Source organism: Pantoea sp. SGAir0183, from assembly GCF_043545505.1.
On the sequence record NZ_CP028053.1, the window covers coordinates 929,180 to 954,953 of the forward strand.

21 protein-coding genes are annotated in these 25,774 nt (G+C 55.4%); 16 read left to right on the forward strand and 5 right to left on the reverse strand.

All coding sequences use genetic code 11. The features are described from left to right. Nucleotides 1-11: 11 nt before the first annotated feature. Genes C1N59_RS04495 through C1N59_RS04505 form a run of 3 tightly spaced genes read left to right on the forward strand, consistent with a single transcriptional unit; the run spans nucleotide 12 to nucleotide 1,579 of the window. Nucleotides 12-341, forward strand: coding sequence for a YqcC family protein (locus C1N59_RS04495; RefSeq protein WP_006120775.1), 330 nt, complete (start codon nucleotides 12-14; stop codon nucleotides 339-341). Beyond that, nucleotides 341-1,120 carry a tRNA pseudouridine(65) synthase TruC gene (gene truC / locus C1N59_RS04500; RefSeq protein ID WP_039338392.1) on the forward strand — a complete coding sequence of 260 codons (780 nt, stop codon included), beginning with the start codon at nucleotides 341-343 and terminating at the stop codon, nucleotides 1,118-1,120. Before C1N59_RS04495 ends, truC begins: the two co-directional genes overlap by 1 nt. A 12-nt stretch (nucleotides 1,121-1,132) precedes the next feature. Beyond that, on the forward strand, nucleotides 1,133-1,579 hold the full coding sequence (locus tag C1N59_RS04505; RefSeq protein WP_394550364.1) for a flavodoxin: 447 nt from the start codon (nucleotides 1,133-1,135) through the stop codon (nucleotides 1,577-1,579). An 87-nt stretch (nucleotides 1,580-1,666) separates the two neighbouring features. Here the strand turns inward: C1N59_RS04505 and garD are convergent, their stop codons facing one another. Continuing rightward, nucleotides 1,667-3,226 (reverse strand): galactarate dehydratase, encoded by a 1,560-nt coding sequence (gene garD, locus C1N59_RS04510; protein ID WP_110268347.1) that lies wholly within the window; start codon nucleotides 3,224-3,226, stop codon nucleotides 1,667-1,669. 510 nt (nucleotides 3,227-3,736) lie between these two features. Between garD and C1N59_RS04515 the strand changes: the two genes are divergently transcribed. The 6 genes from C1N59_RS04515 (at nucleotide 3,737) to C1N59_RS04540 (ending at nucleotide 10,708) form a co-directional block, all read left to right on the forward strand. Beyond that, a complete protein-coding gene (locus tag C1N59_RS04515; protein WP_054633225.1) occupies nucleotides 3,737-5,080 on the forward strand; it encodes an MFS transporter in 1,344 nt (447 codons plus the stop codon). 9 nt (nucleotides 5,081-5,089) lie between these two features. Next, a complete protein-coding gene (locus C1N59_RS04520; protein WP_054687115.1) occupies nucleotides 5,090-6,436 on the forward strand; it encodes an enolase C-terminal domain-like protein in 1,347 nt (448 codons plus the stop codon). A gap of 10 nt (nucleotides 6,437-6,446) precedes the next feature. After that, the gene (gene gudD, locus C1N59_RS04525) at nucleotides 6,447-7,778 is read left to right on the forward strand and encodes a glucarate dehydratase (RefSeq protein ID WP_394550365.1); all 1,332 of its coding nucleotides are present in this window, start codon (nucleotides 6,447-6,449) and stop codon (nucleotides 7,776-7,778) included. A gap of 46 nt (nucleotides 7,779-7,824) precedes the next feature. Continuing rightward, nucleotides 7,825-8,595: a 2-dehydro-3-deoxyglucarate aldolase gene (gene garL / locus C1N59_RS04530; RefSeq protein WP_033739566.1), complete on the forward strand. Its 771-nt coding sequence runs from the start codon at nucleotides 7,825-7,827 to the stop codon at nucleotides 8,593-8,595. A gap of 18 nt (nucleotides 8,596-8,613) precedes the next feature. Then, nucleotides 8,614-9,498 (forward strand): 2-hydroxy-3-oxopropionate reductase, encoded by an 885-nt coding sequence (garR, locus tag C1N59_RS04535; RefSeq protein ID WP_058708949.1) that lies wholly within the window; start codon nucleotides 8,614-8,616, stop codon nucleotides 9,496-9,498. Between the two features lie 73 nt (nucleotides 9,499-9,571). Beyond that, nucleotides 9,572-10,708, forward strand: coding sequence for a glycerate kinase (locus C1N59_RS04540; RefSeq protein WP_054687127.1), 1,137 nt, complete (start codon nucleotides 9,572-9,574; stop codon nucleotides 10,706-10,708). Between the two features lie 52 nt (nucleotides 10,709-10,760). Here C1N59_RS04540 and barA read toward each other — a convergent pair whose 3' ends face one another. Then, entirely contained in the window at nucleotides 10,761-13,490 is a 2,730-nt protein-coding gene (gene barA / locus C1N59_RS04545; protein WP_054687129.1) for a two-component sensor histidine kinase BarA, read from the reverse strand. Nucleotides 13,491-13,577: 87 nt separating this feature from the next. On the opposite strand from barA, the gene rlmD reads away from it, so the two are divergent. The 7 genes from rlmD (at nucleotide 13,578) to queE (ending at nucleotide 23,431) form a co-directional block, all read left to right on the forward strand. Further along, entirely contained in the window at nucleotides 13,578-14,897 is a 1,320-nt protein-coding gene (gene rlmD, locus C1N59_RS04550) for a 23S rRNA (uracil(1939)-C(5))-methyltransferase RlmD (protein WP_394550366.1), read from the forward strand. A gap of 32 nt (nucleotides 14,898-14,929) precedes the next feature. Next, a complete protein-coding gene (relA, locus tag C1N59_RS04555) occupies nucleotides 14,930-17,161 on the forward strand; it encodes a GTP diphosphokinase (RefSeq protein ID WP_006120764.1) in 2,232 nt (743 codons plus the stop codon). Between the two features lie 89 nt (nucleotides 17,162-17,250). Beyond that, nucleotides 17,251-18,039 (forward strand): nucleoside triphosphate pyrophosphohydrolase, encoded by a 789-nt coding sequence (gene mazG, locus C1N59_RS04560; RefSeq protein WP_033739678.1) that lies wholly within the window; start codon nucleotides 17,251-17,253, stop codon nucleotides 18,037-18,039. Between the two features lie 229 nt (nucleotides 18,040-18,268). Next, on the forward strand, nucleotides 18,269-19,906 hold the full coding sequence (pyrG, locus tag C1N59_RS04565) for a glutamine hydrolyzing CTP synthase (RefSeq protein WP_006120762.1): 1,638 nt from the start codon (nucleotides 18,269-18,271) through the stop codon (nucleotides 19,904-19,906). Between the two features lie 76 nt (nucleotides 19,907-19,982). Then, complete coding sequence (gene eno / locus C1N59_RS04570; RefSeq protein ID WP_006120761.1) at nucleotides 19,983-21,278, forward strand: phosphopyruvate hydratase; 1,296 nt, start codon at nucleotides 19,983-19,985, stop codon at nucleotides 21,276-21,278. Nucleotides 21,279-21,518: 240 nt separating this feature from the next. Then, nucleotides 21,519-22,634 (forward strand): endonuclease/exonuclease/phosphatase family protein, encoded by a 1,116-nt coding sequence (locus C1N59_RS04575; RefSeq protein WP_205955624.1) that lies wholly within the window; start codon nucleotides 21,519-21,521, stop codon nucleotides 22,632-22,634. A gap of 125 nt (nucleotides 22,635-22,759) precedes the next feature. Next, nucleotides 22,760-23,431 (forward strand): 7-carboxy-7-deazaguanine synthase QueE, encoded by a 672-nt coding sequence (gene queE / locus C1N59_RS04580; protein ID WP_006120759.1) that lies wholly within the window; start codon nucleotides 22,760-22,762, stop codon nucleotides 23,429-23,431. Nucleotides 23,432-23,464: 33 nt separating this feature from the next. On the opposite strand, the gene C1N59_RS04585 is transcribed toward queE, so the two are convergent. The 3 genes from C1N59_RS04585 to C1N59_RS04595 all read right to left on the reverse strand — a co-directional run bounded on the left by C1N59_RS04585 (nucleotide 23,465) and on the right by C1N59_RS04595 (nucleotide 25,544). Next, nucleotides 23,465-24,064 (reverse strand): inorganic diphosphatase, encoded by a 600-nt coding sequence (locus tag C1N59_RS04585; protein WP_039338364.1) that lies wholly within the window; start codon nucleotides 24,062-24,064, stop codon nucleotides 23,465-23,467. Nucleotides 24,065-24,223: 159 nt separating this feature from the next. Next, entirely contained in the window at nucleotides 24,224-24,583 is a 360-nt protein-coding gene (gene queD, locus C1N59_RS04590) for a 6-carboxytetrahydropterin synthase QueD (RefSeq protein WP_006120757.1), read from the reverse strand. Between the two features lie 133 nt (nucleotides 24,584-24,716). After that, on the reverse strand, nucleotides 24,717-25,544 hold the full coding sequence (locus C1N59_RS04595) for an arylamine N-acetyltransferase family protein (protein WP_162286006.1): 828 nt from the start codon (nucleotides 25,542-25,544) through the stop codon (nucleotides 24,717-24,719). Between the last annotated feature and the right edge of the window lie 230 nt (nucleotides 25,545-25,774).

The following is a 25,774-nucleotide window of genomic DNA, read 5'->3' on the forward strand; positions in this document are numbered from 1 at the left end:
AGAGGTGAGGCATGACGTCAGAACAGTTTATTATGCAACGGCTTGAACAGCTCGAAGCCGTCATGCGTGAGCACGATCTGTGGCAGGTGGACGCGCCAGACGAACAGGCTTTCGCAAGCCAGCAACCTTTTTTCCTCGACACGATGCAGCCGCTGGAATGGTTGCAGTGGGTCCTGATTCCACGGGTGCAGATGCTGATTCGTGCGGGCCAGGCATTGCCAAAAAATTTTGCGGTTGCCCCCTATTTTGAAATGGCGTTAACGCCGGTTCAGCCGGGGCGCACACTGTTGTTGCTGACCTTACAGCAGCTGGATGCATTGCTGCAGGATGACCCGGTCTGATGCTGGAAATCATTTATCAGGATGCGTGGCTGGTCGCGGTGAATAAGCCCGCAGGCTGGCTGGTGCACCGCAGTTGGCTTGATCGCCATGAAACCCGGTTTGTGATGCAGACGGTACGCGACCAGATAGGCCAGCATGTTTTCACGGCGCATCGGCTGGATCGCCCCACATCAGGCGTGCTGCTGATGGGGCTGTCCAGTGAGGTAGGCCGCCTGCTGTCCCAGCAGTTTGAGCATCACCACATGGAAAAGACCTACCATGCCATTGTGCGCGGCTGGCTTGAAGGCAGTGACAGGCTGGATTATCCGTTGGTGGAAGAGCTGGACAAGATCGCGGACAAATTTGTCAGCGAACCCCGTGCGCCGCAGCCGGCGGTGACCGATTACGCCGCACTGGCAACGGTAGAAATGCCGGTCGCCATCAGTCGCTATCCCACGGCACGTTACAGCCTGGTTGAGCTTAAACCGCAAACCGGGCGGAAACATCAACTCCGTCGGCACATGTCCCATTTGCGTCATCCCATCATCGGCGATTCGGCCCACGGGGATTTACGCCAGAATCGTGGTGCGGCTGCGCACTTTGGGGCCAGCCGTTTGATGTTGCATGCCAGCAGCTTATCCCTTAACCATCCTGTGACGGGCGAACCGCTGCTTATTCGTGCCGGGCTCGATCCTGTCTGGCAACGGGTGATGGAGCAGTTTGGCTGGCAGGCCTGTATTCCTGATGTGCCACGGGTTGAGTTTCTCGCAGGCTCAGGTCAGGATAGCGTTCCGGAATAAAGGGGAAAAGAAATGGCAAAGATTGGGATTTTTGTAGGCACCGTCTATGGGAACGCCTTACTGGTTGCAGAAGAAGCTGAGCCGTTGTTGCAGCAGCAGGGCCATGAGGTAACGATTTTCGAAGATCCGACACTGGCCGACTGGCAACACTATGCCAGTGATGTCGCTCTGATCATCACCTCGACCACCGGTCAGGGCGATTTTCCGGATACGATTTCCGGCCTGTTTCATGCTATTCAGGATAAGCTGGGCCATCAGCCCACGCTGCGTTATGGCGTGATAGCGTTGGGCGACAGCAGTTATGAAAATTTCTGCGGCGCAGGCAAGCGTTTTGATGCATTACTGCAGGCGCACCAGGCGAAGCGGATCGGTGACGTGTTGCTCATCGACGCCACCGAAAATCCGGAGCCAGAGTCGGTAACGTCTCCCTGGGTTGAGCAGTGGGGCAAACAGCTCTGACTGTACAGGGTGGGAGAAGACGGCACCCGCGTGGCTGACATGCGCGCCACGCGGGTGTCAGCACGGCCTGTCGGCATAAAAACGGCATCAGGTGATCGGTGCGGGATTAAAGACCGCCAGCTGATTGCGGATGCCCCAGCGGTCTGACCAGGTTTGTTTCCGGCCGCTGGCAATGTCCAGAATTAATGTAAACAACCGCCAGCCAACCTGCTCGATGGTTTCTTCGCCCGTGGCAATCGTACCGGCGTTAATATCCATTAAATCATGCCAGCGTTCAGCCAATGCGGTACGGGTCGCCATCTTAATCACCGGAATCGCCGCCAGGCCGTAAGGCGTTCCCCTGCCTGTTGTAAAAACCTGTAAGGTGATGCCTGAGGCCAGCTGCTGCGTGCCGCAGACAAAATCGCTGGCGGGCGTGGCGGCAAAAATCAGCCCTCGTCGTGTTGGCCGTTGTCCCGGTGACAGCACTTCCATAATCGGGCTTCGGCCTGATTTGGCAATCGAGCCTAATGCTTTTTCCACCACGTTGGCCAGTCCGCCTTTCTTGTTGCCGGGCGAGGGATTGGCGCTGCGGTCCGTTTTGCCTTGATCGAGATAGCGATCATACCAGGCCATTTCCTCAATCAGTCGCTGGCCCACGGTCTGGTCAACCACGCGTGGCGTCAGCAAATGAATGGCATCCCGTACCTCCGTGACTTCAGAAAACATTACGGTGGCTCCGCAGCGTACCAGCAGATCAGCGGCGAAGCCGACGGCGGGATTCGCGGTCACGCCCGAAAACGCGTCGCTGCCGCCACACTGCATGCCCACCACCAGTTCAGAGGCCGGGCAGGTTTCGCGCTGGCGTTGATTAAGGCGGCTCAGGTGGCGCTCTGCGACCTGCAAAATCTCATCCACCATGGCACCGAAGCCCACCCGGCTCTCGTCCTGCAAACGCACAATATCCGCATCGTCCAGCGAGATGGGCTGTACGTCAGGCGTGCCGGTCAGCAGGCGTTCGGGTTGTAACTTTTCGCATCCCAGACTGACCACCATGATTTCGCCGCCGAAATTGGCATTCAGGGCCAGATTATGAACGGTTCGGATCGGGATCACCGCCGCGGGGGCATTGATCGCCACGCCACAGCCATAAAGATGATTTAGCGCCACCACGCCATCAACGTTGGGATAGCGGGGCAGTAAATCACGCTCAATGATTTGCACCACATAATCCACCACGCCCGCGACGCAGTGCACGCTGGTAGTGATCCCCAGCAGATTACGGGTGCCCACGCTGCCGTCAGCGTTGCGATAGCCCTCAAAGGTATAACCGTCCAGCGGCGGTAACGCCGGCGGCACATTATTCGCTAAAGGTAAATGCGCTAAGTCCGGGGCGTCCGGCAGAGCAATTAGCGATTCGTCGATCCAGCTCCCCTGGGCGATATCACGCATGGCCAGACCAATCACCTCGCCATAGCGCAGTATGGGCTGCCCATCAGGAATAGCCTGCAGCGCCACCTTGTGTCCCTGGGGAATATGCTCGGTCAGAGTTAAGCCATCACGAAACGTGGTACCGGCAGGCAGTCCCTGGCTGTTAACCACAATGGCCACGTTATCGTTTTCATGAACTTTGATATAGAGCGGTTGTTCGTTTGACAGGGGGATCATCGCTCACCTTCCAGTGCGTCGCGCCTTATTTCTGTGGCGCATTCATTATAAGAAGTCAGATGTCACAGGTTCAGTATTTGCCACCGTCAGTATAAAGAGGGGTTCTCACCTGCACATTGTGCAATTGACCTACATTCAGCCTTCAGAGACGGCCGTTTTCATGTCTTTTTACCAAATCAAGTGAAGATTCTCACAAAGCCGGCGATCGTCGGGCGTAGGAGCTGGCTTTGGGTGAGGAATACCAAAATACGTGAAATGCGCCGCAGTGTTTTATGCAATAGCCCAAAAAAGCACGATTCCTTCTCCTTATTCCAGGGAGATATTCCAATGTCACCGTGAAACCCACTTCTTATACTGATTTCCGTTTCCCCGGTCAGGTTATATGTCACGCCGCGTGAGCAATTTGCCAATAAAAAAATCGCCGTGTTTAACCTACATCTCTCTGATACCCAACGCGATGTGTATGCAGTCAGAGCGAATGTCACTTTCGCTATTTTTCAGGAGTGCATCATGAGTAGTTTTCACCAGACGTCAGAGGCGGTCCAGAAACGGACAAATGCACGCTACTGGATTGTGGTCATGTTGTTTATTGTGACCTCATTCAACTACGGCGACCGGGCGACGTTATCCATCGCTGGCTCCGCGATGGCAAAGGATATTGGCCTCGATCCCGTGGGCATGGGTTACATCTTCTCGGCGTTTTCGTGGGCCTATGTTATTGGACAAATCCCCGGCGGCTGGCTGTTGGATCGCTTTGGGTCCAAACGCGTCTATTTCTGGAGCATCTTCCTCTGGTCGTTATTTACCTTGCTGCAAGGCTTCGTGGACCTGTTCAGCGGTTACACCATCGTGATGGCGCTGTTTATGTTGCGCTTTATGGTGGGGCTGGCAGAAGCACCTTCATTTCCGGGTAACAGCCGAATTGTGGCCGCCTGGTTTCCGGCTCAGGAGCGCGGCACCGCCGTGGCCATTTTCAATTCTGCCCAGTATTTTGCGACCGTGATTTTCGCACCCATCATGGGCTGGCTGACCTCCGCAGTCGGTTGGGCTCATGTCTTCTGGTTCATGGGGGGACTGGGCATCATCCTGAGCCTTATCTGGCTCAAAGTGATTCACGATCCCAGCGATCATCCTGGCGTTAATCAGGCGGAACGGGAATACATGGAGCAGGGCGGTGCGCTGATCAACATGGATCAGAAAAGCGAAAAGCAAAACGTCAGCTTCCGTGACAAGCGGTTCCAGATCAAACAGCTGCTGCAGTCACGCATGATGATCGGTATCTATATTGGCCAGTACTGCATCAACGCACTGACCTATTTCTTTATCACCTGGTTTCCGGTTTATCTGGTTCAGGCGCGCGGAATGTCGATTCTTAAAGCCGGTTTTGTTGCCTCCGTACCGGCACTGTGCGGCTTTATTGGCGGCGTGCTGGGTGGCGTGATCTCCGACTGGCTGATGCGCAAAACCGGTTCCCTGAACATCGCCCGCAAAACGCCCATTGTGCTCGGGATGCTGCTCTCGACCTCTATGGTGATATGTAACTACGTTGAAACCGACTGGGTTGTGGTGCTGTTTATGGCGACGGCCTTTTTTGGCAAAGGCATTGGTGCGTTGGGCTGGGCGGTGATGGCCGATACCGCGCCGAAGGAGATCAGCGGTCTGAGCGGCGGCCTGTTCAATATGTTTGGTAATGCGTCCGGCATTATCACGCCTGTCGCGATTGGCTACATCATTGCCTCGACCGGATCGTATAACGGTGCGCTGGTATACGTGGGTATCCACGCCTTTGTCGCGGTACTCAGTTATCTGGTGCTGGTGGATAACATCAAGCGCATTGAGCTGAAAACCCGCTAAGGAGCCTGTATGAATACGCAATCCACGCCCGTTATCACCGCTATGCAGGTTGTGCCGGTGGCCGGTTACGACAGTATGCTGCTCAACATTGGGGGGGCACACAATGCCAGTTTTACCCGCAACATTGTAATACTGACGGACAGTGCGGGTCATACCGGGCTGGGTGAGGCACCGGGAGGCGAGACCATTTATCAGACCTTGCTGGATGCCGTACCGCAGGTGACAGGTCAGCAGGTCGCCTGCCTGAACCGGCTGGTACAGCAGGTGCATCGGGGCAATCAGTCTGCGGATTTCGAGACCTTTGGCAAGGGCGCCTGGACGTTCGAACTGCGCGTAAATGCGGTTGCGGCGCTGGAGGCCGCGCTGCTGGATCTGCTGGGGCAATGTCTGGGCGTGCCGGTCGCCGAGCTGCTGGGGCCGGGTAAACAACGCGATGCGGTCACGGTGTTGGGTTACCTGTTCTATATCGGTGACCGGCGCAAAACCGATCTGCCTTACCTCACTGGTGAGAACGCGCAGCATGACTGGTATCGGCTGCGTCATCAGGAAGCCCTGAGCAGTGAGGCCATCGTCAGGCTGGCGGAAGCGGCTCAGGATAAATACGGATTTCACGATTTTAAACTCAAGGGCGGTGTGCTGCCGGGCGAACAGGAAATCGCGACCGCGCAGGCGTTGAAAAAACGCTTTCCCGCTGCGCGTATCACCGTTGATCCTAACGGCGCATGGCGGCTGGACGAGGCGATCCGGCTGTGCAAAGGCATGCAGGATGTGCTGACCTATGCAGAAGATCCCTGTGGGGCGGAGCAGGGTTATTCCGGGCGTGAGGTGATGGCGGAGTTTCGGCGCGCGACGGGCCTGCCGGTCGCCACCAACATGATCGCCACCAACTGGCGCGAGATGCAGCATGCACTGATGCTCAACGCGATCGATATCCCGCTGGCCGATCCCCATTTCTGGACGCTGAGCGGTGCCGTGCGGGTCGCTCAGCTGTGCGATGAATGGGGACTCACCTGGGGCTGTCACTCCAATAACCACTTTGATATTTCCCTGGCCATGTTTACCCATGTCGGCGCTGCGGCACCCGGTAACCCCACCGCGATAGACACGCACTGGATCTGGCAGGAGGGCGACCAGCGCCTGACGAAAAATCCACTGCCGATTCAGCAGGGAAAAATTGCAGTGCCCACTGCACCGGGCCTGGGCATTGAACTGGACTGGGCGCAACTGCGGCGGGCAAACGAACGCTACAAATCACTGCCAGCGGGCGGACGTAATGACGCGACGGCCATGCAATACCTGGTTCCCGGCTGGACATTTGACCGTAAACGCCCGGCTTTTGGCCGGGCCTCTGCTTAAGGGATAACAGATGAACACGACACCGAAGATCACCGCCATGCAGGTCATTCCGGTCGCCGGCTATGACAGTATGTTACTGAACCTGAGCGGCGCCCATTCACCTTTCTTTACCCGTAATATCGTCATCCTTGAAGATAATGCCGGCAATACGGGCCTGGGAGAAATCCCCGGCGGCGAAAAGATACGCCAGACGCTGGAAGAGGCTGCCGCGCAGGTGGTGGGTAAAACGGTGGGTGAATATAAAAATATCCTGAATCTGGTGCGCACGTCTTATGCCGATCGGGATGCCGGTGGGCGCGGTAATCAGACGTTTGACCTGCGCACCACCATTCACGTCGTCACCGGCATCGAAGCCGCGCTGCTGGATCTGCTGGGACAGCATCTGGGCGTGAATGTCGCCTCACTGTTAGGGGACGGGCAGCAGCGCGACAGCGTCGAGATGCTGGGTTACCTGTTTTACGTCGGCGACCGCCGAAAAACCACCTTGCCTTATCAGAATCAGGACAGCGAGACCTGTGACTGGTATCGCCTGCGTCATGAGGAAGCGCTCACGCCTGGGGCCGTGGTCAGGCTGGCCGAAGCGGCCTATGAAAAATACGGCTTTAACGACTTTAAACTGAAAGGCGGTGTGCTGAACGGTCATGATGAGGCGGAAGCGATCGCTGCGCTGGCGAAACGTTTCCCCCAGGCGCGTATCACGATCGATCCCAACGGGGCCTGGTCGCTTGAGGAGGCCATCGCGCTGGGTAAACAGCTTAAAGGTGTGCTGGCCTATGCAGAGGATCCCTGTGGCGCAGAGCAGGGCTACTCCGGACGCGAAGTTATGGCCGAATTTCGGCGCGCCACCGGCCTGCCTACCGCCACCAATATGATCGCTACAGACTGGCGTCAGATGGGACACACCTTGTCTTTACAGTCAGTCGATATCCCGCTGGCCGATCCGCACTTCTGGACGATGCAGGGATCCGTGCGCGTGGCGCAAATGTGCCATGAATTTGGCCTGACGTGGGGTTCCCATTCCAACAACCATTTCGATATTTCCCTGGCGATGTTCACGCACGTTGCGGCCGCCGCACCGGGCAACATCACCGCCATTGATACGCACTGGATCTGGCAGGAGGGCAATCAACGGCTCACAAAAGCGCCTTTCCAGATTGAAGGTGGCAGGGTGGCAGTGCCGCAGAAGCCGGGCCTGGGTATTGAGCTGGACAGGGAGCGGGTGATGCAGGCTAATGCGCTTTATCAAAAGCATGGCCTGGGTGCCCGTGATGATGCACAGGCCATGCAGTTTCTGATTCCGCAGTGGACGTTCGATCACAAGCGTCCGTGCCTGGTGCGTTAACGTTTTTGGGCTTCCTGCAGGAAACCCGTTTCACAGGAGTAAAACCATGAGTAATACAGCCTGGCGCAATGAATTTCGCCATCGCCTGCTGGCAGGTGAAACCCTGATTGGCAGTTGGTGTGCCCTGGCGAATCCCCTTTCGACCGAAGTCCTGGGGCTGGCCGGATTTGACTGGCTGGTGCTGGACGGCGAGCACGCGCCTAACGATATCACCACCTTTGTGCCTCAACTGATGGCGCTGAAAGGCAGCAATAGTGCGCCGGTTGTGCGTCCACCCTGTAACGAGCCGGTGATTATTAAACGCCTGCTGGATATTGGTTTTAACAACATTCTGGTGCCCTTCGTCGAGAACGAAGACGAGGCCAGACGTGCGGTCGCCTCGACGCGTTATCCGCCTGCGGGGATTCGCGGCGTATCCGTTTCACATCGCAGCAATATGTACGGCACCATGCCAGCGTACAACAGCACTATCAACGACAACATTACGGTGTTAGTCCAGATAGAAACGCAGCAGGCCGTGGACAACATCGATGCTATCGCGGCCGTTGAGGGCGTGGACGGGATCTTTGTCGGACCGGGCGATCTGTCCGCCGCGCTGGGTTATCTCGGCCAGCCTGCGCACCCGGCGGTATTGCCCGTCATCAAACACATCTTTGAACGGGCAAAAGCTGCCAACAAACCCAGCGGGATTCTGGCGCCGGTCGAGGCCGACGCCCGCCGCTACCTCGAGTGGGGCGCGACCTTTGTTGCTGTGGGTAGCGATCTCGGTGTTTTCCGCAGTGCCACGCAGGCGTTGTGTGACAAATTTAAAACGTAATCATCCAGGAGAGACGCAATGAAAATTGGCTTTATTGGCCTTGGGATTATGGGCAAACCTATGAGTAAAAACCTGCTGAAGGCGGGTTATTCACTGGTCGTGCGGGATCATCATGCCGAAAACGAGGCCGAGCTGGTCGCGCTGGGTGCGACAACGGCCAGCAACGCGAAAGAGATTGCCGGGCAGTGCGATGTGGTCATCACCATGGTGCCGAACTCGCCGCAGGTCAAAGAGGTTTGTCTGGGTGAAAATGGCATTATCAATGGGGCAAAACCCGGTCTGATTGTCATCGATATGAGCTCAATCGCCCCACTGGCAAGCCGGGAAATCCATGATGCGCTGGCGGCAAAACAGATCCGTATGCTGGATGCGCCGGTCAGCGGCGGCGAACCCAAAGCCATCGAAGGCACGTTGTCGGTGATGGTGGGCGGCGATAAAGCCGTGTTTGACCAGTGTTACGACATCATGAAAGCCATGGCGGGCTCGGTCGTGCATACCGGCGATATCGGTGCCGGTAACGTGACCAAGCTGGCCAATCAGGTGATTGTGGCGCTGAATATTGCCGCGATGTCAGAAGCGCTGTCACTGGCGACCAAAGCCGGTGTCAATCCGGAGCTGGTCTATCAGGCTATACGTGGCGGTCTGGCAGGAAGCACCGTGCTGGATGCGAAAGCGCCGATGGTGATGGACCGCAATTTTAAACCCGGCTTTCGTATCGATTTACATATTAAAGATCTGGCTAACGCACTGGATACCTCACACGACATTGGTGCTCCTCTGCCACTGACAGCGGCGGTGATGGAGATGATGCAGGCACTGCGTAACGACGGGCAGGGAACCGCCGACCACAGCGCGCTGGCCTGCTATTATGAAAAGTTAGCAAACATCGAAATTTCGCGCTAAGCGTTGCCCGGTATCTGCGGATGCCGGGCGAATGTCCTTCCCTTACCGTCAAACCATACCGCCTGGATTGCTTATGAAAATCGTCATCGCACCGGATTCATATAAAGAAAGTCTCTCTGCCCTGGATGTGGCGTCGGCAATCGAAGCGGGATTTCGCGAGATTTTCCCCGATGCGCATTATGTGAAAATACCGGTCGCTGATGGCGGTGAAGGCACGGTTGAAGCGATGGTCGCTGCAACCCAGGGAAAAAAGATCAGGTTACAGGTGACCGGTCCACTGGGGGAACCTGTGGAGGCGTTCTATGGGGTGTCGGGCAACGACGAGACCGCCTATATCGAGATGGCCGCCGCCAGTGGCCTGGAGCTGGTCCCGGCGGCGTGGCGCGACCCATTGATTACCACTTCGTTTGGCACAGGTGAACTGATCAAAAACGCGCTGGATAAAGGGGTAAAGCACATCATTATTGGCATTGGTGGCAGCGCCACCAATGACGGCGGCGCAGGAATGATGCAGGCGCTGGGTGCACGTTTGCTGGATAAGCAAGGTGAAGAGATTGGCCCAGGCGGCGGCGCGCTGCCGCATCTGGCCCGCATTGATATTTCCCGCCTGGACAGGCGTATCCGGGCGTGCCGTTTCGAAGTGGCCTGTGATGTGACCAATACGCTGACAGGCGATGACGGTGCGTCGGCGGTCTTTGGCCCGCAAAAGGGCGCAACACCTGAACGGGTGGCACTGCTCGATAAGGCGCTGACGCACTATGCTGCGATGATTCAGCGCGATCTGGGCATGGATGTCCTGCAGGTCAGCGGTGGCGGTGCCGCAGGGGGAATGGGGGCCGCGCTGTATGCATTTTGCCAGGCGGCTCTGCGCCCCGGTATTGAAATCGTTACAGAAGCGCTCGGGCTGGCGGCGCAGTTGCAGGACGCCCAACTGGTGATTACGGGCGAAGGGCGCATAGACAGTCAGAGTATCAATGGCAAAGTGCCGATTGGCGTCGCGAAAGTTGCAAAGCGGTTTGGTCTTCCGGTGATTGGCATTGCCGGTAGCCTGACGGACGATGTCGGCGTCGTTCATCAACATGGCATTGATGCGGTATTCAGCGTGCTATACCGTATCTGTTCGCTGGATGAAGCGCTGGATGGCGCACGCAACAATGTGCGGCTTACTGCACGCAATGTGGCGGCCACCCTGAAAATCGGGGGTTTTTAAACGCTAATTTGGGGGCCCCTGGCGTTCAGGGGCCTGCTGACTGACCGGCCTTTCACGGCATAGCGAGCACGCGGCGCGCCTGTCTGGCCACATTTTCCATCTCATCCTGCAGCTCCAGCAACTCCGGCTCCAGCGCCTCAATATCACTGGCCTGATGCAGTTCTTTTTCCAGTTTACGACAGAGTTGCTTCATCCGCGGTACGCCGCTGTAACTGGCGCTGCCGTGAAGTTTATGGATAATTTCCCGCAAGGCAACCGCATCGTTTTCAGCCATATACTGTACGATCTTAGCGTGCACTTCCGGCAAAAATTCCAGCAGCATTCGCAATAAATCCCGCGCTAAATCAGGTTTGTTGGCCGCCTGACGTAACGCCAGTTTCCAGTCCAGCGTGGGCAGGATCTGGGGAACCTCAGGCACAGCGCTGGCCGGGCTGGGCATATAACGCGTCAACACCTGACTGAGCTTATTTTCATCAATAGGCTTAGCAAGATAGTCGTTCATGCCGGCCCGGATCAGGTGCTCACGTTCACCATCGATCGCGTGCGCGGTTACAGCGACGATCGGCGTGTTGGCATGGTTTGGCAGCGTGCGGATAATTTCACTGGCGCGAATGCCATCGATGTCGGGCATCTGGATATCCATTAAAATCACGTCCAGTGCTTGCCGGTGGGCGACGTGGATGGCCTGCTCGGCGTTATTGCACAGGATGCTGTGCTCAACCTGTTCTTCCAGCAGTGCGCCGATCAGCTTGAGATTCGCAGGATTATCATCCACCGCCATGACGGTTAACGACAGACGCGGCGAGGAAGAGGCATCGTTACTGTGGCGGGCATGCAGCTCCAGCAGCATGGGCAGTAAACGCGTTTGTGAGACAGGTTTGGCAATACAGCCGTCAATACCGCGTACTTTTAGCTCATCGGCCAGCAACATCATTGGGCTTGGCAGCGCCATGATGACCTGATCGGCGCGTTCCAGCAGCGAATTGATAAACCGGCTTTCCAGCACCTGCGACTGGCTGGCATCGACAGGCATCGCCATCAGCAACAGGGGATAACGCGGCTGACTCAGGCCTTCCAGCGTTAAGCTGTGCTCTACCTGTAACGGCGTCGCGCCTAAAATCTCGACGACTGCGCTGGCAACATCGGGATTCGCTTCCACATAGGCCATGCGGGTGTTCGATAGTGCGTCAAGGACGCGCGGCATACTCGGTGCATTCGGATTGAGATCAAGTTTCACGCGCACCCAAAAGGTGGAACCGTGATTCTGGCGGCTGACGAAGGTGATCTCCCCGTTCATTTCCCGCACCAGTTTCTGGGTGATCACCAGTCCCAGCCCCGATCCGCCGTGGCGACGGGAAATGCTGGCATCCGCCTGGCGAAAAGCCTGAAACAGCTGCGCCTGCTGTTCTTCGGAAATGCCTATCCCCGTATCACGCACCTGAATCTCCAGCTCAACCTGGGTTGCCGTAAGGGTATGTTGCTCAACCCGTAAATTGATGGTGCCTTTTTCGGTGAACTTAATCGCATTGCCCATCAGGTTAATCAGGATTTGCTGCAGGCGAAGCGCGTCACCGATCACGTTGTCGGGGACGTTGTTATCGCATACCACCGTCAACTCCAGCTTCTTTTCGTGGGCCGATGGGGCCAGCAAAACCAGCGTTTCATCCAGCGTGGCGCGAAGCGGGAAAGGAATGGATTCCAGCATCAGCTTTCCGGCTTCCAGCTTCGAGAAATCCAGTACGTCATTGATAATCGACAGCAGGTTATTGGCCGAACGTTCAATCGTCAGCATATAGTCACGCTGGGTGGTGCGCAGCGGCGTTTTCAGCATCTGACGGGTAAAGCCCAGCACGCCATTCAGCGGCGTGCGCAGTTCATGGGACATGTTCGCCAGGAATTCGGATTTGATGCGGGCAGCTTCCTGGGCACGTTTTTTGGCCAGATCCAGCTCAACATTCTGAATTTCGAGCTGCTCCAGCGTTTCCCTCAGGTCCCAGGTCGCCTGATCGATGTTGTGCTGCATCTCTTCGTGGTAGGCGGTAAGCGACATCGCCATGGCATTGATCCCATTCTTCAGGATGCTCAGCTCGCCCAGCATGTGGCCTTCCACCCGGCTGTCCAGTTGCCCACGACGAATCCGGTCAACGGTGCTGACCATATTGCGAATGGGGCCGGTAACGTCCCGCATCAGGCGATAGGCAAACAACATGGCAATACACAGGCAGAACAGCAGCATCAGGGTGGCAATAAAGACTTCCCGGTATTGCTGTAAACGCACGGACTGCAAATCCAGCTCTATCGCCACGTAGCCCAGCGGATTCCCGGCGGGCTTGGCATCCTGTCCGGGCAATTCATCCACGGCGTAACGCTCGGAGGTGATGGGTTTGCGCAGGATCAACAGGTTGCCGCTGCCCTCCAGGGAAACATCCTCGGGCAGCGCCTGGATCGCCTGCTTTGTCTTCAGGCTGAGGTTTTGGTTGGTGTTGGAGGTGACGTAGAGCTGGTTATTATCATCAAAAACAGAAATGGCCCGTACAATGCCGGAATGGCGGCGATGGAGTAAACTCACCAGTTCACGCAGCGCATCACGATTGTGCCAGGTCATGCTGTATTCTGTGGAGACCGCCAGCGGTTCAATGATATTTGCCCCCGCCTCAATCACCTGGCGCTGTAATTCATTGTAGCGATGTACCACAAAAAATGAGCTGAGCAGCAAGCCTACCATTAGCGTAGGCGCCAGGATTAAAATCATCATTCGCGCCCGCAGGCTGTATTTAGTCATAATAGTCGCCTGCTGTTTCGGCCTGAACGTCCCTGTGCACGTCGCTGAAATGGATGCACATCGAATTTAAAGAGAAAGAACTACACTATGGCGCAATTTTATTCCGCAAAACAGCGCGTGACGACCCGAAAAAGGCTGACCGTCACTATCGAAGACCTGGATCCTTTCGGTCAGGGCGTGGCCCGGCACAAAGGAAAAACCCTGTTTGTCGCGGGTGCGCTGCCCGGCGAACAGGCGGAAGTCACCCTGCTGGAGGAGAAGCGCCAGTATGCTCGCGCCAAAACAGAGCGTCTGTTGAACCACAGCCCGTCACGGGTTGAACCTCGCTGTCCGCATTTTAGCCGCTGTGGCGGCTGCCAACAGCAACATGTTGATGAGCCGCTACAGCAGCAGAGTAAAGCGCGTGCGCTGGCACGAATGCTTACTCAGGCAGCAAAGCAGCCGATCACGGTGGATGAGACCATCGCCGGTCCTGCCTGGGGCTATCGCCGCCGTGCCCGCCTTGGCCTGCAGTGGCACAGCAAAACACAGCAGCTCCAGATGGGCTTTCGCCAGGAAGCCACCAACGATCTGGTCGATATCCAGCAGTGCCCCGTTTTGGCGCCCCAACTTGAGGCGCTGATTATTCCGCTGCGCAATTGTCTCACTACGCTTAATGCTGTCAACCGTTTAGGCCATGTCGAACTGGTGCTGGCTGATAACGGGCCGGTGATGTTATTGCGTCATCTGGATGCATTAACTGCTGACGATATGGCAAAACTGGAACGGTTTTCGCATCAGCATCAGCTCATGCTGTTTTTGGATGATGGCGGCGAGGCACTGCGCGCAATCAGTGAACAACGCCCGTTTTATCATTCACACCAGCTTACGCTAACCTTCAGTCCACAGGATTTTATTCAGGTTAACGATACGGTGAATCAGCAGATGGTCGCCAGGGCAATCGCGTGGCTGGATTTACAGCCTGACGATCGTGTGCTGGACCTGTTTTGCGGCATGGGAAACTTTACGCTCCCTGTAGGAAAAACGGTACAAAATGCCGTAGGTGTGGAGGGCGTTGCAGCATTAGTCCAGCAGGCGGAGTATAATGCTGAGGTCAATGATCTTAAAAACGTCAGATTTTTTCAGCACAATCTGGAAGACGATGTTTCGCGTCAGCCCTGGGCGACGCAAGGCTTTAACAAGGTGTTACTCGATCCGGCGCGGGCCGGGGCGGCGGGTGTCATGTCCCATGTCGTCAAACTATCACCACAGCGTGTGGTCTATGTGTCGTGTAATCCTGTAACACTCGCGCGTGACAGCGAAACACTGTTGTCGGCGGGCTACCAATTGGAAAGGGTCGCGATGCTGGATATGTTTCCGCATACCCGTCATCTCGAATCCATGGTGCTGTTCAGAAAAAAAACATAAGTGTCCGGCAGGGGCGCTGTGCAGGAGAGGATATGGTTGCGGTCAGAAGTGCACATTTAAATACGGAAGGGGAATTTGCCCTCGACCAGTGGATCGCCAGTCTTGGCGTGGCTAACCCGCAATCATGTGAACGTCTTGCTGAAACCTGGCGCTATTGTGAGGCGCAGACGCAAGGCCATCCCGACCAGTCGCTGCTGCTGTGGCGCGGTATTGAGATGGTGGAAATCCTCTCAATGCTCAGCATGGACATTGAAAGCCTGTGCGCGGCACTGATTTTCCCGCTCGCCAATGACGAAGTGGTCAGCGAAGAAGAGCTGGAAAAAACCGTGGGCAAAGGCATCGTTTCGCTGGTACATGGCGTACGCGATATGGATGCGATTCGCCAGCTGAAAGCCATTCATAACGATTCAATGGCCTCAGAGCAGGTGGATAACGTGCGCCGCATGCTGCTGGCGATGGTGGAAGATTTCCGCTGCGTGGTGCTCAAGCTGGCAGAGCGCATTATGAACCTGCGCGAGGTGAAGGATGCACCGGAAGACGAACGCGTTCTGGCCGCCAAAGAAAGCACCAATATTTACGCGCCGCTGGCCAACCGGCTGGGCATCGGCCAGTTGAAATGGGAGCTGGAAGATTACTGTTTCCGCTATCTGCATCCCGAAGAATACAAGCGCATTGCGAAACTGTTGCACGAACGTCGTATCGATCGTGAGCAATATATCGATAACTTTGTCGTTAACCTGCGTAAAGAGATGGCGAAAGAGGGCGTTCGTGCCGAAGTGTACGGCCGTCCCAAACATATCTACAGCATCTGGCGCAAGATGCAGAAAAAATCGCTCGCCTTTGATGAGCTGTTCGACGTGCGCGCGGTGCGTATTGTGGCTGAGCGTTTACAGGACTGCTATGGCGCGCTGGGTACGGTACATACGCTGTACCGCCATCTGCCCAGTGAATTCGACGATTACGTCGCTAACCCGAAGCCTAACGGCTATCAGTCCATTCATACGGTGGTGCTGGGACCGCAGGGTAAAACCGTTGAGATCCAGATTCGTACGCGTCAGATGCATGAGGACGCGGAACTCGGCGTCGCGGCACACTGGAAATACAAAGAAGGCCCGTCGTCCAGCCATGCCCGTGGGGCGGCAGGCCATGAAGAACGCATTGCCTGGTTACGTAAGCTGATCTCCTGGCAGGAAGAGATGGCCGATTCCGGCGAGCTGCTGGAAGAGGTCCGCAGTCAGGTGTTTGATGACCGCGTCTACGTCTTTACCCCGAAAGGCGATGTGGTCGATTTGCCCGCCGGTTCTACGCCGCTGGACTTTGCCTACCATATCCACAGCGATATCGGCCATCGCTGCATCGGTGCCAAAATCGGTGGGCGCATCGTGCCCTTTACCTATCAGTTGCAGATGGGCGACCAGGTTGAAGTCATCACACAAAAACAGCCGAATCCGAGCCGCGACTGGCTGAACCCGAATTTAGGATTCATCACTACCAGCCGTGGCCGCGCCAAAATTCACAACTGGTTCCGTAAGCAGGATCGCGATAAAAACATTCTTGCCGGTCGCCAGATTCTGGACAACGAGCTGAACCAGATGGATATCAGCCTGCGTGAAGCCGAGAAGCTGCTGCTGCCGCGCTATAACGTCACCTCGCTGGACGAGTTACTGGCCGCCATTGGCGGCGGGGATATTCGTCTGCACCAGATGGTGAATTTCCTGCAGGCCAAGCTTAATAAGCCGACGGCGGAAGAACAGGACCGTGAAGCCCTGCGTCAGCTGACGCAAAAATCGCACGCGCCGTCTGCCCGCAAGGAAAGTGGTCGCGTCGTGGTGGAAGGGGTGGGCAACCTCATGCACCATATCGCACGCTGCTGTCAGCCTATCCCGGGCGACGATATCGTCGGCTTTATCACCCACGGACGCGGTATTTCCATTCACCGTGCCGACTGCGATCAGCTGTCGGAGCTGATCTCCAACGCGCCAGAGCGCATCGTCGATGCCGTATGGGGCGAAAGCTACTCCAGCGGCTATTCGCTGGTGGTGCGCGTCACGGCTAACGATCGCAGCGGGCTGTTGCGCGATATCACCACGATTCTCGCCAACGAAAAGGTCAACGTGCTTGGCGTATCGAGCCGCAGCGATACCAAAAAACAGCTCGCCACCATTGATATGGACATCGAGATTTACAATCACCAGGTCCTGGGGCGCGTGCTGTCTCGCCTCAATCAGGTACCTGACATCATCGATGCCCGCCGCCTGCACTAACCTGTCATCAGGCGCACGTTTTGACCGACGTGCGCCTGGCTGCTTTTATCACCGCGTTTATGCCAACGAAACACCGGAAGGATTACCCTATGACGTCAATTGATCGCCTGCTGGGCATTATGAAAACCCTGCGCGATCCGCAACAGGGCTGCCCGTGGGATCGCGAGCAGACCTTTGCCACCATCGCGCCTTATACCCTGGAAGAAACCTACGAAGTGCTGGATGCCATCCAGCGCGAAGACTTCGACGATCTGCGGGGGGAGCTGGGCGATCTGCTGTTTCAGGTGGTGTTTTATGCCCAGATGGCACAGGAGCAGGGGCGCTTTAATTTTGATGATATCTGCCATGCCATCAGTGACAAGCTGGAACGTCGCCATCCGCATATTTTTGCGGAAGGCACCGCCGGGAACAGCGCTGAGGTGTTGAAAAACTGGGAGGCGATAAAAAGCGCGGAACGGGCAGAGAAAGCCCAGCATTCGGCACTGGACGATATTCCAAAAGCGCTGCCTGCGCTGATGCGCGCTCATAAAATTCAAAAGCGTTGCCACAATGTGGGCTTCGACTGGACAACGCTAGGCCCGGTGGTCGACAAGGTGCATGAAGAGATCGATGAGGTGATGCACGAGGCGCAGCAAAGCGTCGTCGACCCGCAAAAGCTGGAAGAAGAGATCGGCGATTTACTGTTTGCGACGGTTAACCTCTCGCGTCACTTGGGCAGCAAAGCCGAAATCGCGCTACAGAAGGCCAACGATAAGTTTGAACGCCGTTTCCGTGCGGTGGAAGCAATCATTACTGCACAGGGGCTGTCTATGCCGGGCGCCACGCTGGAACAAATGGAAGCGGCCTGGCAGCAGGTAAAAGCCGACGAAAAACGCTGATTATTCCAGCGCTGCGCATAAAGTGCGCGCTCGGGCTTACTCGATTCAGCTTCGCGTCAACTTTGTGATGTACGTCAACATTTTGTTAACCGCTATCCGCTAAGGTACGCGCAGCAATGCGTGAGGAGAGGGATGTGATTCATCAATTGTGGCTGATGGCGGTTTCCAGTATACTGTTTTCCCGTCCTGGTTATTCCACCGTCTTTAAACCTAAACTCTCAGGTTCAGCATGACAACGAATTATATTTTTGTGACCGGCGGGGTCGTTTCCTCTCTGGGTAAAGGCATTGCCGCAGCCTCCCTCGCAGCCATTCTCGAAGCGCGTGGTCTGAACGTGACCATCATGAAACTGGATCCGTACATTAACGTCGATCCGGGTACCATGAGCCCGACACAGCACGGTGAAGTATTCGTCACTGATGATGGGGCCGAAACCGATCTGGATTTGGGTCACTATGAGCGCTTCATCCGCACGAAAATGTCGCGCCGCAACAACTTCACCACTGGCCGTATCTACTCGGAAGTCCTGCGCAAAGAGCGCCGTGGCGACTATCTGGGTGCCACGATTCAGGTCATTCCGCATATTACTAATGCGATTAAAGAGCGCATCATCGAAGGTGGCGAAGGTCACGACGTCGTGCTGGTCGAAATCGGCGGTACGGTCGGTGATATCGAATCCCTGCCGTTCCTGGAAGCGATTCGTCAGATGGCCGTCGACGTGGGCCGCGAACATACGATGTACATGCACTTGACGCTGGTGCCTTACATGGCGGCAGCGGGCGAGGTCAAAACCAAGCCGACGCAGCACTCTGTAAAGGAACTGCTCTCTATCGGTATTCAGCCAGACGTCCTGATCTGCCGTTCCGATCGGGCTGTGCCGGCCAACGAGCGTGGCAAAATTGCCCTGTTCTGTAACGTGCCAGAAAAAGCCGTTATTTCGCTCAAAGACGTCGATTCCATCTACAAAATTCCAGGCATGCTGAAATCGCAGGGTCTGGATGACTATATCTGTAAGCGTTTCAATCTGAATGCTCCGGAAGCCAATCTGGCCGAGTGGGAGCAGGTGATTTATGAAGAAGCGAACCCGGGCGGCGAAGTCACCATTGGTATGGTGGGCAAATATGTCGAACTGCCGGATGCGTATAAATCTGTTATTGAAGCCCTGAAGCACGGCGGGCTGAAGAATCGCGTTACCGTCAACATCAAGCTGATCGACTCCCAGGACGTAGAAACCCGCGGTGTCGAATTGCTGAAAGATTTAGATGCCATTCTGATTCCGGGTGGGTTTGGTTACCGCGGTGTCGAAGGCAAGCTGATGACGGCGAAATATGCCCGCGAAAACAACGTGCCTTATCTCGGCATCTGTCTTGGCATGCAGGTTGCCCTGATGGAGTTCGCGCGCAATGTTGCCGGTATGGAAGGCGCAAACTCCACAGAATTTGTGCCAGACTGTAAGTACCCGGTGGTCGCCTTGATCACCGAATGGCGTGACGAAGAAGGTAACGTTGAAGTCCGTTCTGAGCAGAGCGATCTGGGCGGTACCATGCGTCTTGGCAGCCAGCAGTGCCAGTTGACCCCGGAAAGCAAGGTTCGCCAGCTGTACGGTTCTGACACGATTGTTGAGCGCCATCGTCACCGCTACGAAGTAAATAATATGCTGCTGAAGCAAATTGAAGCAGCGGGTTTACGCGTGGCAGGACGTTCTGGCGACGATCAGTTGGTTGAGATCATTGAGATCCCGAACCATCCATGGTTTATTGCTTGCCAGTTCCACCCTGAGTTCACATCGACGCCACGCGATGGTCATCCGTTGTTTGCCGGGTTTGTGAAGGCAGCACATGAGCATCAGAAGCGTTTAGCGAAATAAGTTTAACGAACAACGCGCGAACTTTTCGCGCGTTGTTTGTCTTAGGATTGACTAACTTGTACTGAGGAAAATCGTAATGGCCAAAATCGTAAAAGTCATCGGTCGCGAAATTATCGACTCACGTGGCAACCCAACTGTTGAAGCTGAAGTGCACCTGGAAGGCGGCTTCGTAGGCCTGGCTGCAGCACCATCAGGTGCCTCTACCGGTTCTCGTGAAGCACTGGAACTGCGTGACGGTGACAAATCTCGCTTCCTGGGCAAAGGCGTAACTAAAGCGGTTGCTGCGGTTAACGGTCCGATTGCTGAAGCGGTAAAAGGCAAAGACGCGAAAGATCAGGCGAACATCGATAAAATCATGATCGACCTGGACGGTACTGAGAACAAATCTAACTTCGGTGCTAACGCCATTCTGGCTGTTTCACTGGCTGCGGCAAAAGCGGCGGCAGCCTCTAAAGGTCAGGCGCTGTATGAGCACATCGCTGAACTGAACGGCACCCCAGGCAAATATTCTATGCCACTGCCTATGATGAACATCATCAACGGTGGTGAGCACGCGGACAACAACGTCGACATTCAGGAATTCATGATTCAGCCTGTCGGCGCATCAAGCGTGAAAGAAGCGATCCGCATGGGTTCAGAAGTGTTCCACAACCTGGCGAAAGTGCTGAAAAGCAAAGGTATGAGCACAGCGGTAGGTGACGAAGGTGGCTATGCGCCAAACCTGGGTTCTAACGCCGAAGCGCTGGCGGTTATCGCGGAAGCGGTAAAAGCAGCAGGCTATGAGCTGGGTAAAGATATCACCCTGGCAATGGACTGTGCGGCATCTGAATTCTACAAAGATGGCAAATACGTGCTGGCCGGTGAAGGCGGTAAGGCCTTCACCTCTGAAGAGTTCACCCACTTCCTGGAAGATCTGACGAAGCAGTATCCGATCGTTTCTATCGAAGATGGCCTGGACGAATCTGACTGGGATGGCTTCGCCTACCAGACCAAAGTGCTGGGCGACAAAATCCAGCTGGTAGGTGACGACCTGTTCGTTACCAACACGAAGATCCTGAAAGAAGGTATCGAGAAAGGCATCGCGAACTCCATCCTGATCAAATTCAACCAGATCGGTTCACTGACCGAAACCCTGGCTGCGATTAAAATGGCGAAAGACGCAGGCTACACCGCTGTGATCTCTCACCGTTCAGGTGAAACCGAAGATGCGACCATCGCTGACCTGGCGGTCGGTACTGCTGCAGGCCAGATCAAAACCGGTTCAATGAGCCGTTCTGACCGTGTTGCGAAGTACAACCAGCTGATCCGTATCGAAGAAGCGCTGGGTTCAAAAGCGCCCTTCAACGGTCTGAAAGAAGTAAAAGGCCAGTAAGTTTACTGACTTCTGACTTCTGACTTCTGATGAAAACCCGCCCACGTGGCGGGTTTTTTTATGCCTTTGCCGTCAGGCTTCCTCACCTTTTTCTGCGACGTCTATGCTGTTTACATCTGTGCTTAACACAACCCACCGATACTGACGCTGTATACATGAATCTGACGCATCCTGTTGCTCGCCTGAGGCGCATGAATCACCGCTTTCAGGCAAAGTTTAACTGGCTGAAGGAGAAAACCTGTGAGGCTGGCTTCGTATAACGTTGAAAACCTGTTTGATCGCGCCAGAGCGATGAATCAGAACGAATGGCGTGCAGGAAAACCGGTACTCGAAAAATTCGCCGAGCTGAATGCCCTGCTGGGGCAGGCTGAGTATACCGACGCGATGAAAAAACAGATGGTTGAACTGATGGTGGCGCTGGGACTGCAAAAGTCAGACACCGGGCCTTTTGTTCTCCTGCGGCGCAACCGGGGTAAACTGTTGACCCGACCCACAGACAACAGCGGCATTCGCATTATCGCCAATGGCCGTGCTGACTGGGTCGGATCGCTGGAACTGCGACGTGCGCCGATAGACGAGATTGCTATGGGATTAACGGCGCAGGTCATGACAGATCTCAGGGCGGATATCCTGACGGTCGTGGAAGCAGAAAGCCGCCCCGCGTTGCTGGAATTTAATAACACGATGCTGCCCGCACGCGGCGGCACGCCGTTTAATCATGTGATGGTGATTGATGGCAACGATGAGCGGGGCATTGATGTCGGGCTAATGAGCGCGGCAGACTTTGCTATCGACACAATCCGAAGCCATGTCGATGACAAAGATAAACAGGGCGAGCTGATTTTCTCGCGCGACTGTCCCGAATTCACGATTCCTTTGCCCGACGGTCAAACCCTGCTTGTGCTGGTTAACCATTTTAAAAGCAAAGGGTACGGTGCAAAAGCCAGCTCTGACGCCCGCCGTAAACGGCAGGCGGAGCGGGTCAAAGCGATATATCAGCAACGCATTAAAGACGGGCAAACCCTGATCGCGATCACGGGCGATTTTAACGACACGCCAGACAGCGAGGCCTTATCGCCGTTGCTGAAGGACACCGACCTGAAAGATATCTTTACCCATGAAAAGTTTGATAACGGTGGCTATCCCGGTACCTGGGGCGGTTGCAGCGCCAGTAATAAAATTGACTATATTTTGCTGTCGCCCGCCCTGTGGAAAAAGGTCGAAAAAGGCGGCGTGTGGCGCAAAGGGATGTGGCCCGGTGTTCGCCCGGTAAAATGGGAAACCTATCCCGAACTGAAAAAAGAGGTCAATGCAGCGTCTGATCATGCGGCGGTGTGGGTGGATCTGACCCTCTGATCCCGCCTGCTGTCCTCCTGTCGCCTGGCGCGTTCACAGAAGATCGCGTCGGTTCAGCATCACCTGACATGATCTCAGCGCTGAGTTCTGCGATAATCACGTTTTAAAACTTCACAGAGATGATTATGCAGTACCCGATTAACGAAATGTTCCAGACGCTGCAAGGCGAAGGCTATTACACCGGCGTGCCGGCGATTTTCATCCGCTTACAGGGATGTCCGGTAGGATGCAGTTGGTGTGACACCAAACACACCTGGGAAAAACAGGCGGATCGGGAAACAGCATTAGGCGATATTCTGGTTAAAACGGTGGAAAGCGATGCCTGGGGCAACGCGGATGTGCCAATGCTGCTCAGCAGCATCGCGCAACAGGGCTGGACGGCCCGTCACATTGTGATCACCGGCGGAGAACCGGCCATCTACGATTTGCGCCCACTGACCGACGCGCTGGAAGCCGCAGGGTTTCAGTGCCAGATCGAAACCAGCGGGACCCACGAAATCCACTGCTCTGCACAAACCTGGGTGACCGTGTCGCCGAAGGTTAATATGCGCGGCGGTTATGATGTCCTGGCACAGGCGCTGAGCCGTGCAGATGAGATCAAACATCCGGTAGCACGGCAACGTGATGTGGAGGCCTTAGACGATTTACTGGCCGGGATTCAGGACACAAAAGCGCGCATTATTGCGCTGCAGCCGATCAGTCGCAAAGATGATGCAACAAAACTGTGTATCGAAACCTGCATTGCGCGCAACTGGCGCCTGTCGATGCAGACGCATAAATACCTGAATATTGCCTGACAGCAAAAAGGCGGCCCTGGCCGCCTTTTTCATTTACTGTTTCGCTTTCCAGGTTTCATAAGCCTGCTTAATCTCCGCTTTTGCGGCGTTCGCGTCTTCAAACCCTTTCAGCTCAACCTTCTTACGGCCCTCGGGCAGTTCCTTGTAAACGCGAAAAAAAGCCTCCAGCCGCTGCTGCTCCATTTTGGGCAAATCGGCTACCGTCTGAATCGCATCATAGGTTGGATCGACATGACTGGCGGGTACGGCGACAATTTTGTCATCCACTTCGCCGCCGTCGATCATTTTCAGTACGCCAATCGGGCGCAGTTTAATGAGTGTCCCGGGGGCGAGTGGGGCGCGCGTATAGAAGATCACATCCAGCGGATCGTTATCACCGCCCAGTGATTGCGTCAGCGAACCGTAGTTAGCCGGATACGCAACCGGCATGGACTGAAAACGGTCGGCAACGATGAAACCGGTTTTCGCATCGGTTTCATATTTAATGATGCCGCCTGCCGGAATTTCCGTGACGGCATAGAAGGCATCCGGCAGCGTTTCGGGTTGCGGGAAGTTAAGGATGTTTTCCGCCTGGACGGCGGCAGAGGCAGTGATAAAAACGGACAAGGCCAGAAAAGGCTTTCTCAGGTTCATTGTTGATTCTCTTGATCTTTAATGAAGGAGAGAACAGCCTGGTCGGTAAAGATGACAGCGGGATGACAGCCGACGGAACGTTACAATGCACATGTCAGCAACCCTGCCGACTGATCAACCCTGTGTCCGATCAGCCGCCCGTTGGCGAAGGGCGGCCGGTTAACCGCGGTAGGTACAGCCTGCGGTGCAGGTTTCTTTGATCATGACCGCGCTCAGCAACGGCAGGCGAGGCTTCATATGATCCCAAATCCATTTGGCCAGCACTTCGCTGGTCGGATTCTCCAGTCCCGGAATGTCATTGAGGTAATAATGATCAAGCCGGTCATAAAGGGGTTTAAAGGCCGCTTTCAGTTCAGCAAAATCCATCACCCAGCCGGTATGCGCATCCACTTCGCCGGTGATTTCCAGACGCACCAGGAAGGAGTGACCGTGCAAACGACCGCATTTGTGTCCGGCCGGTACATTAGGTAAATGGTGTGCGGCTTCGAACTGGAACTCTTTAAATAACGTGGTAGACATAATCGCTCTCAGGCATTAAAAACGGGCCGAATTCTACCTGAAAAGCAGCTTTTTCGCACCCGTTAAGCGCAGTTTGCTCAGCCAATCGCCAGAATGGTTAAGCGCATCAGGGCGTTAACCCGGCATAAAGTCGTTAACCGTTGTGCGACACGTCGGCGGGAAGACGCGCCACGATTTCTTCGGCGATACCGAAATGTTCAATTAACAACTGATGTTGTTGTGATTGTGACAGCGGCGTGAAGCTTTCGCTTCCGTCCTGGGCTCTTACTACCTGCTCACCTTTAACGATACCGGTGAGAGTGTCATGACTTGCCCGACGAATCAGCAGTGCACCGTCAAAGCGACTGGTGTTGCGGCTTTTTTGATGGCGCGCCTGAAAGTCAGCGAAGGGGATATTAAGCGCCAGGAGCTGACAATCCAGCCTTGCCCGACCTAACGGCTTCCAGTTAATCAACCAACTGTCGCCCTGCTGATGAACCTGCGTGCCCCAGACGGGATGCGCATACTCCGCCACCTCAAGCGGCAGCGGATGGTCATGAAGCATCGTAGCATCCACCACCAGAGGACGATCGTCGAGGGTGACCAACAGCAGGCCATGACCGGGAGAATCGACGGGGGACGGACGCGAGGACAGCATCCTGGAGACACCGAGTTGCGCACGAAATCCCAGTTGCATAAGCAGCGCAAAGAGTGCGCCATGACCGGCCCAGCAGGTGCCGCCGGTGCCAAATTGTAGCCAGTGCGTGAAAAAATCGTCGGCCGTAGTGCCGGGCAACGGTTGGGAAGGAGGATCGTCCGCGAGAATGCGCCGGCGGATATTGTCGAAGGGCACCTTCTGGCACCAGGCGCGGTAAAGCGCCTGAAGTCCGGCCGCATCTGGGGCAGGGGAGTGATCCAGGCCCAGTTTATCCAGGATTCGCTCTGTCAGCGCAGGCGATAATGCAGTTACTGTCTCAGGCACCCGATCCTCTCGTATCGTCGCTTTGGCAATTCGTTATGCCACGTATTCAGGGCAATCACCCGCCATTAATCAGAGCGGGAAGGATGATTACCTGAGTCTGTTGATGACTGTCAGGATTACCACTTTTAACGATTAATTGTATCTGAAAAACCATTTAGTCATTTTGGTTATTTGATATGTCGAAGGCGTCTTTAATCGTTAATATAGCTGGCTGTACCCTTCTCTCTCTT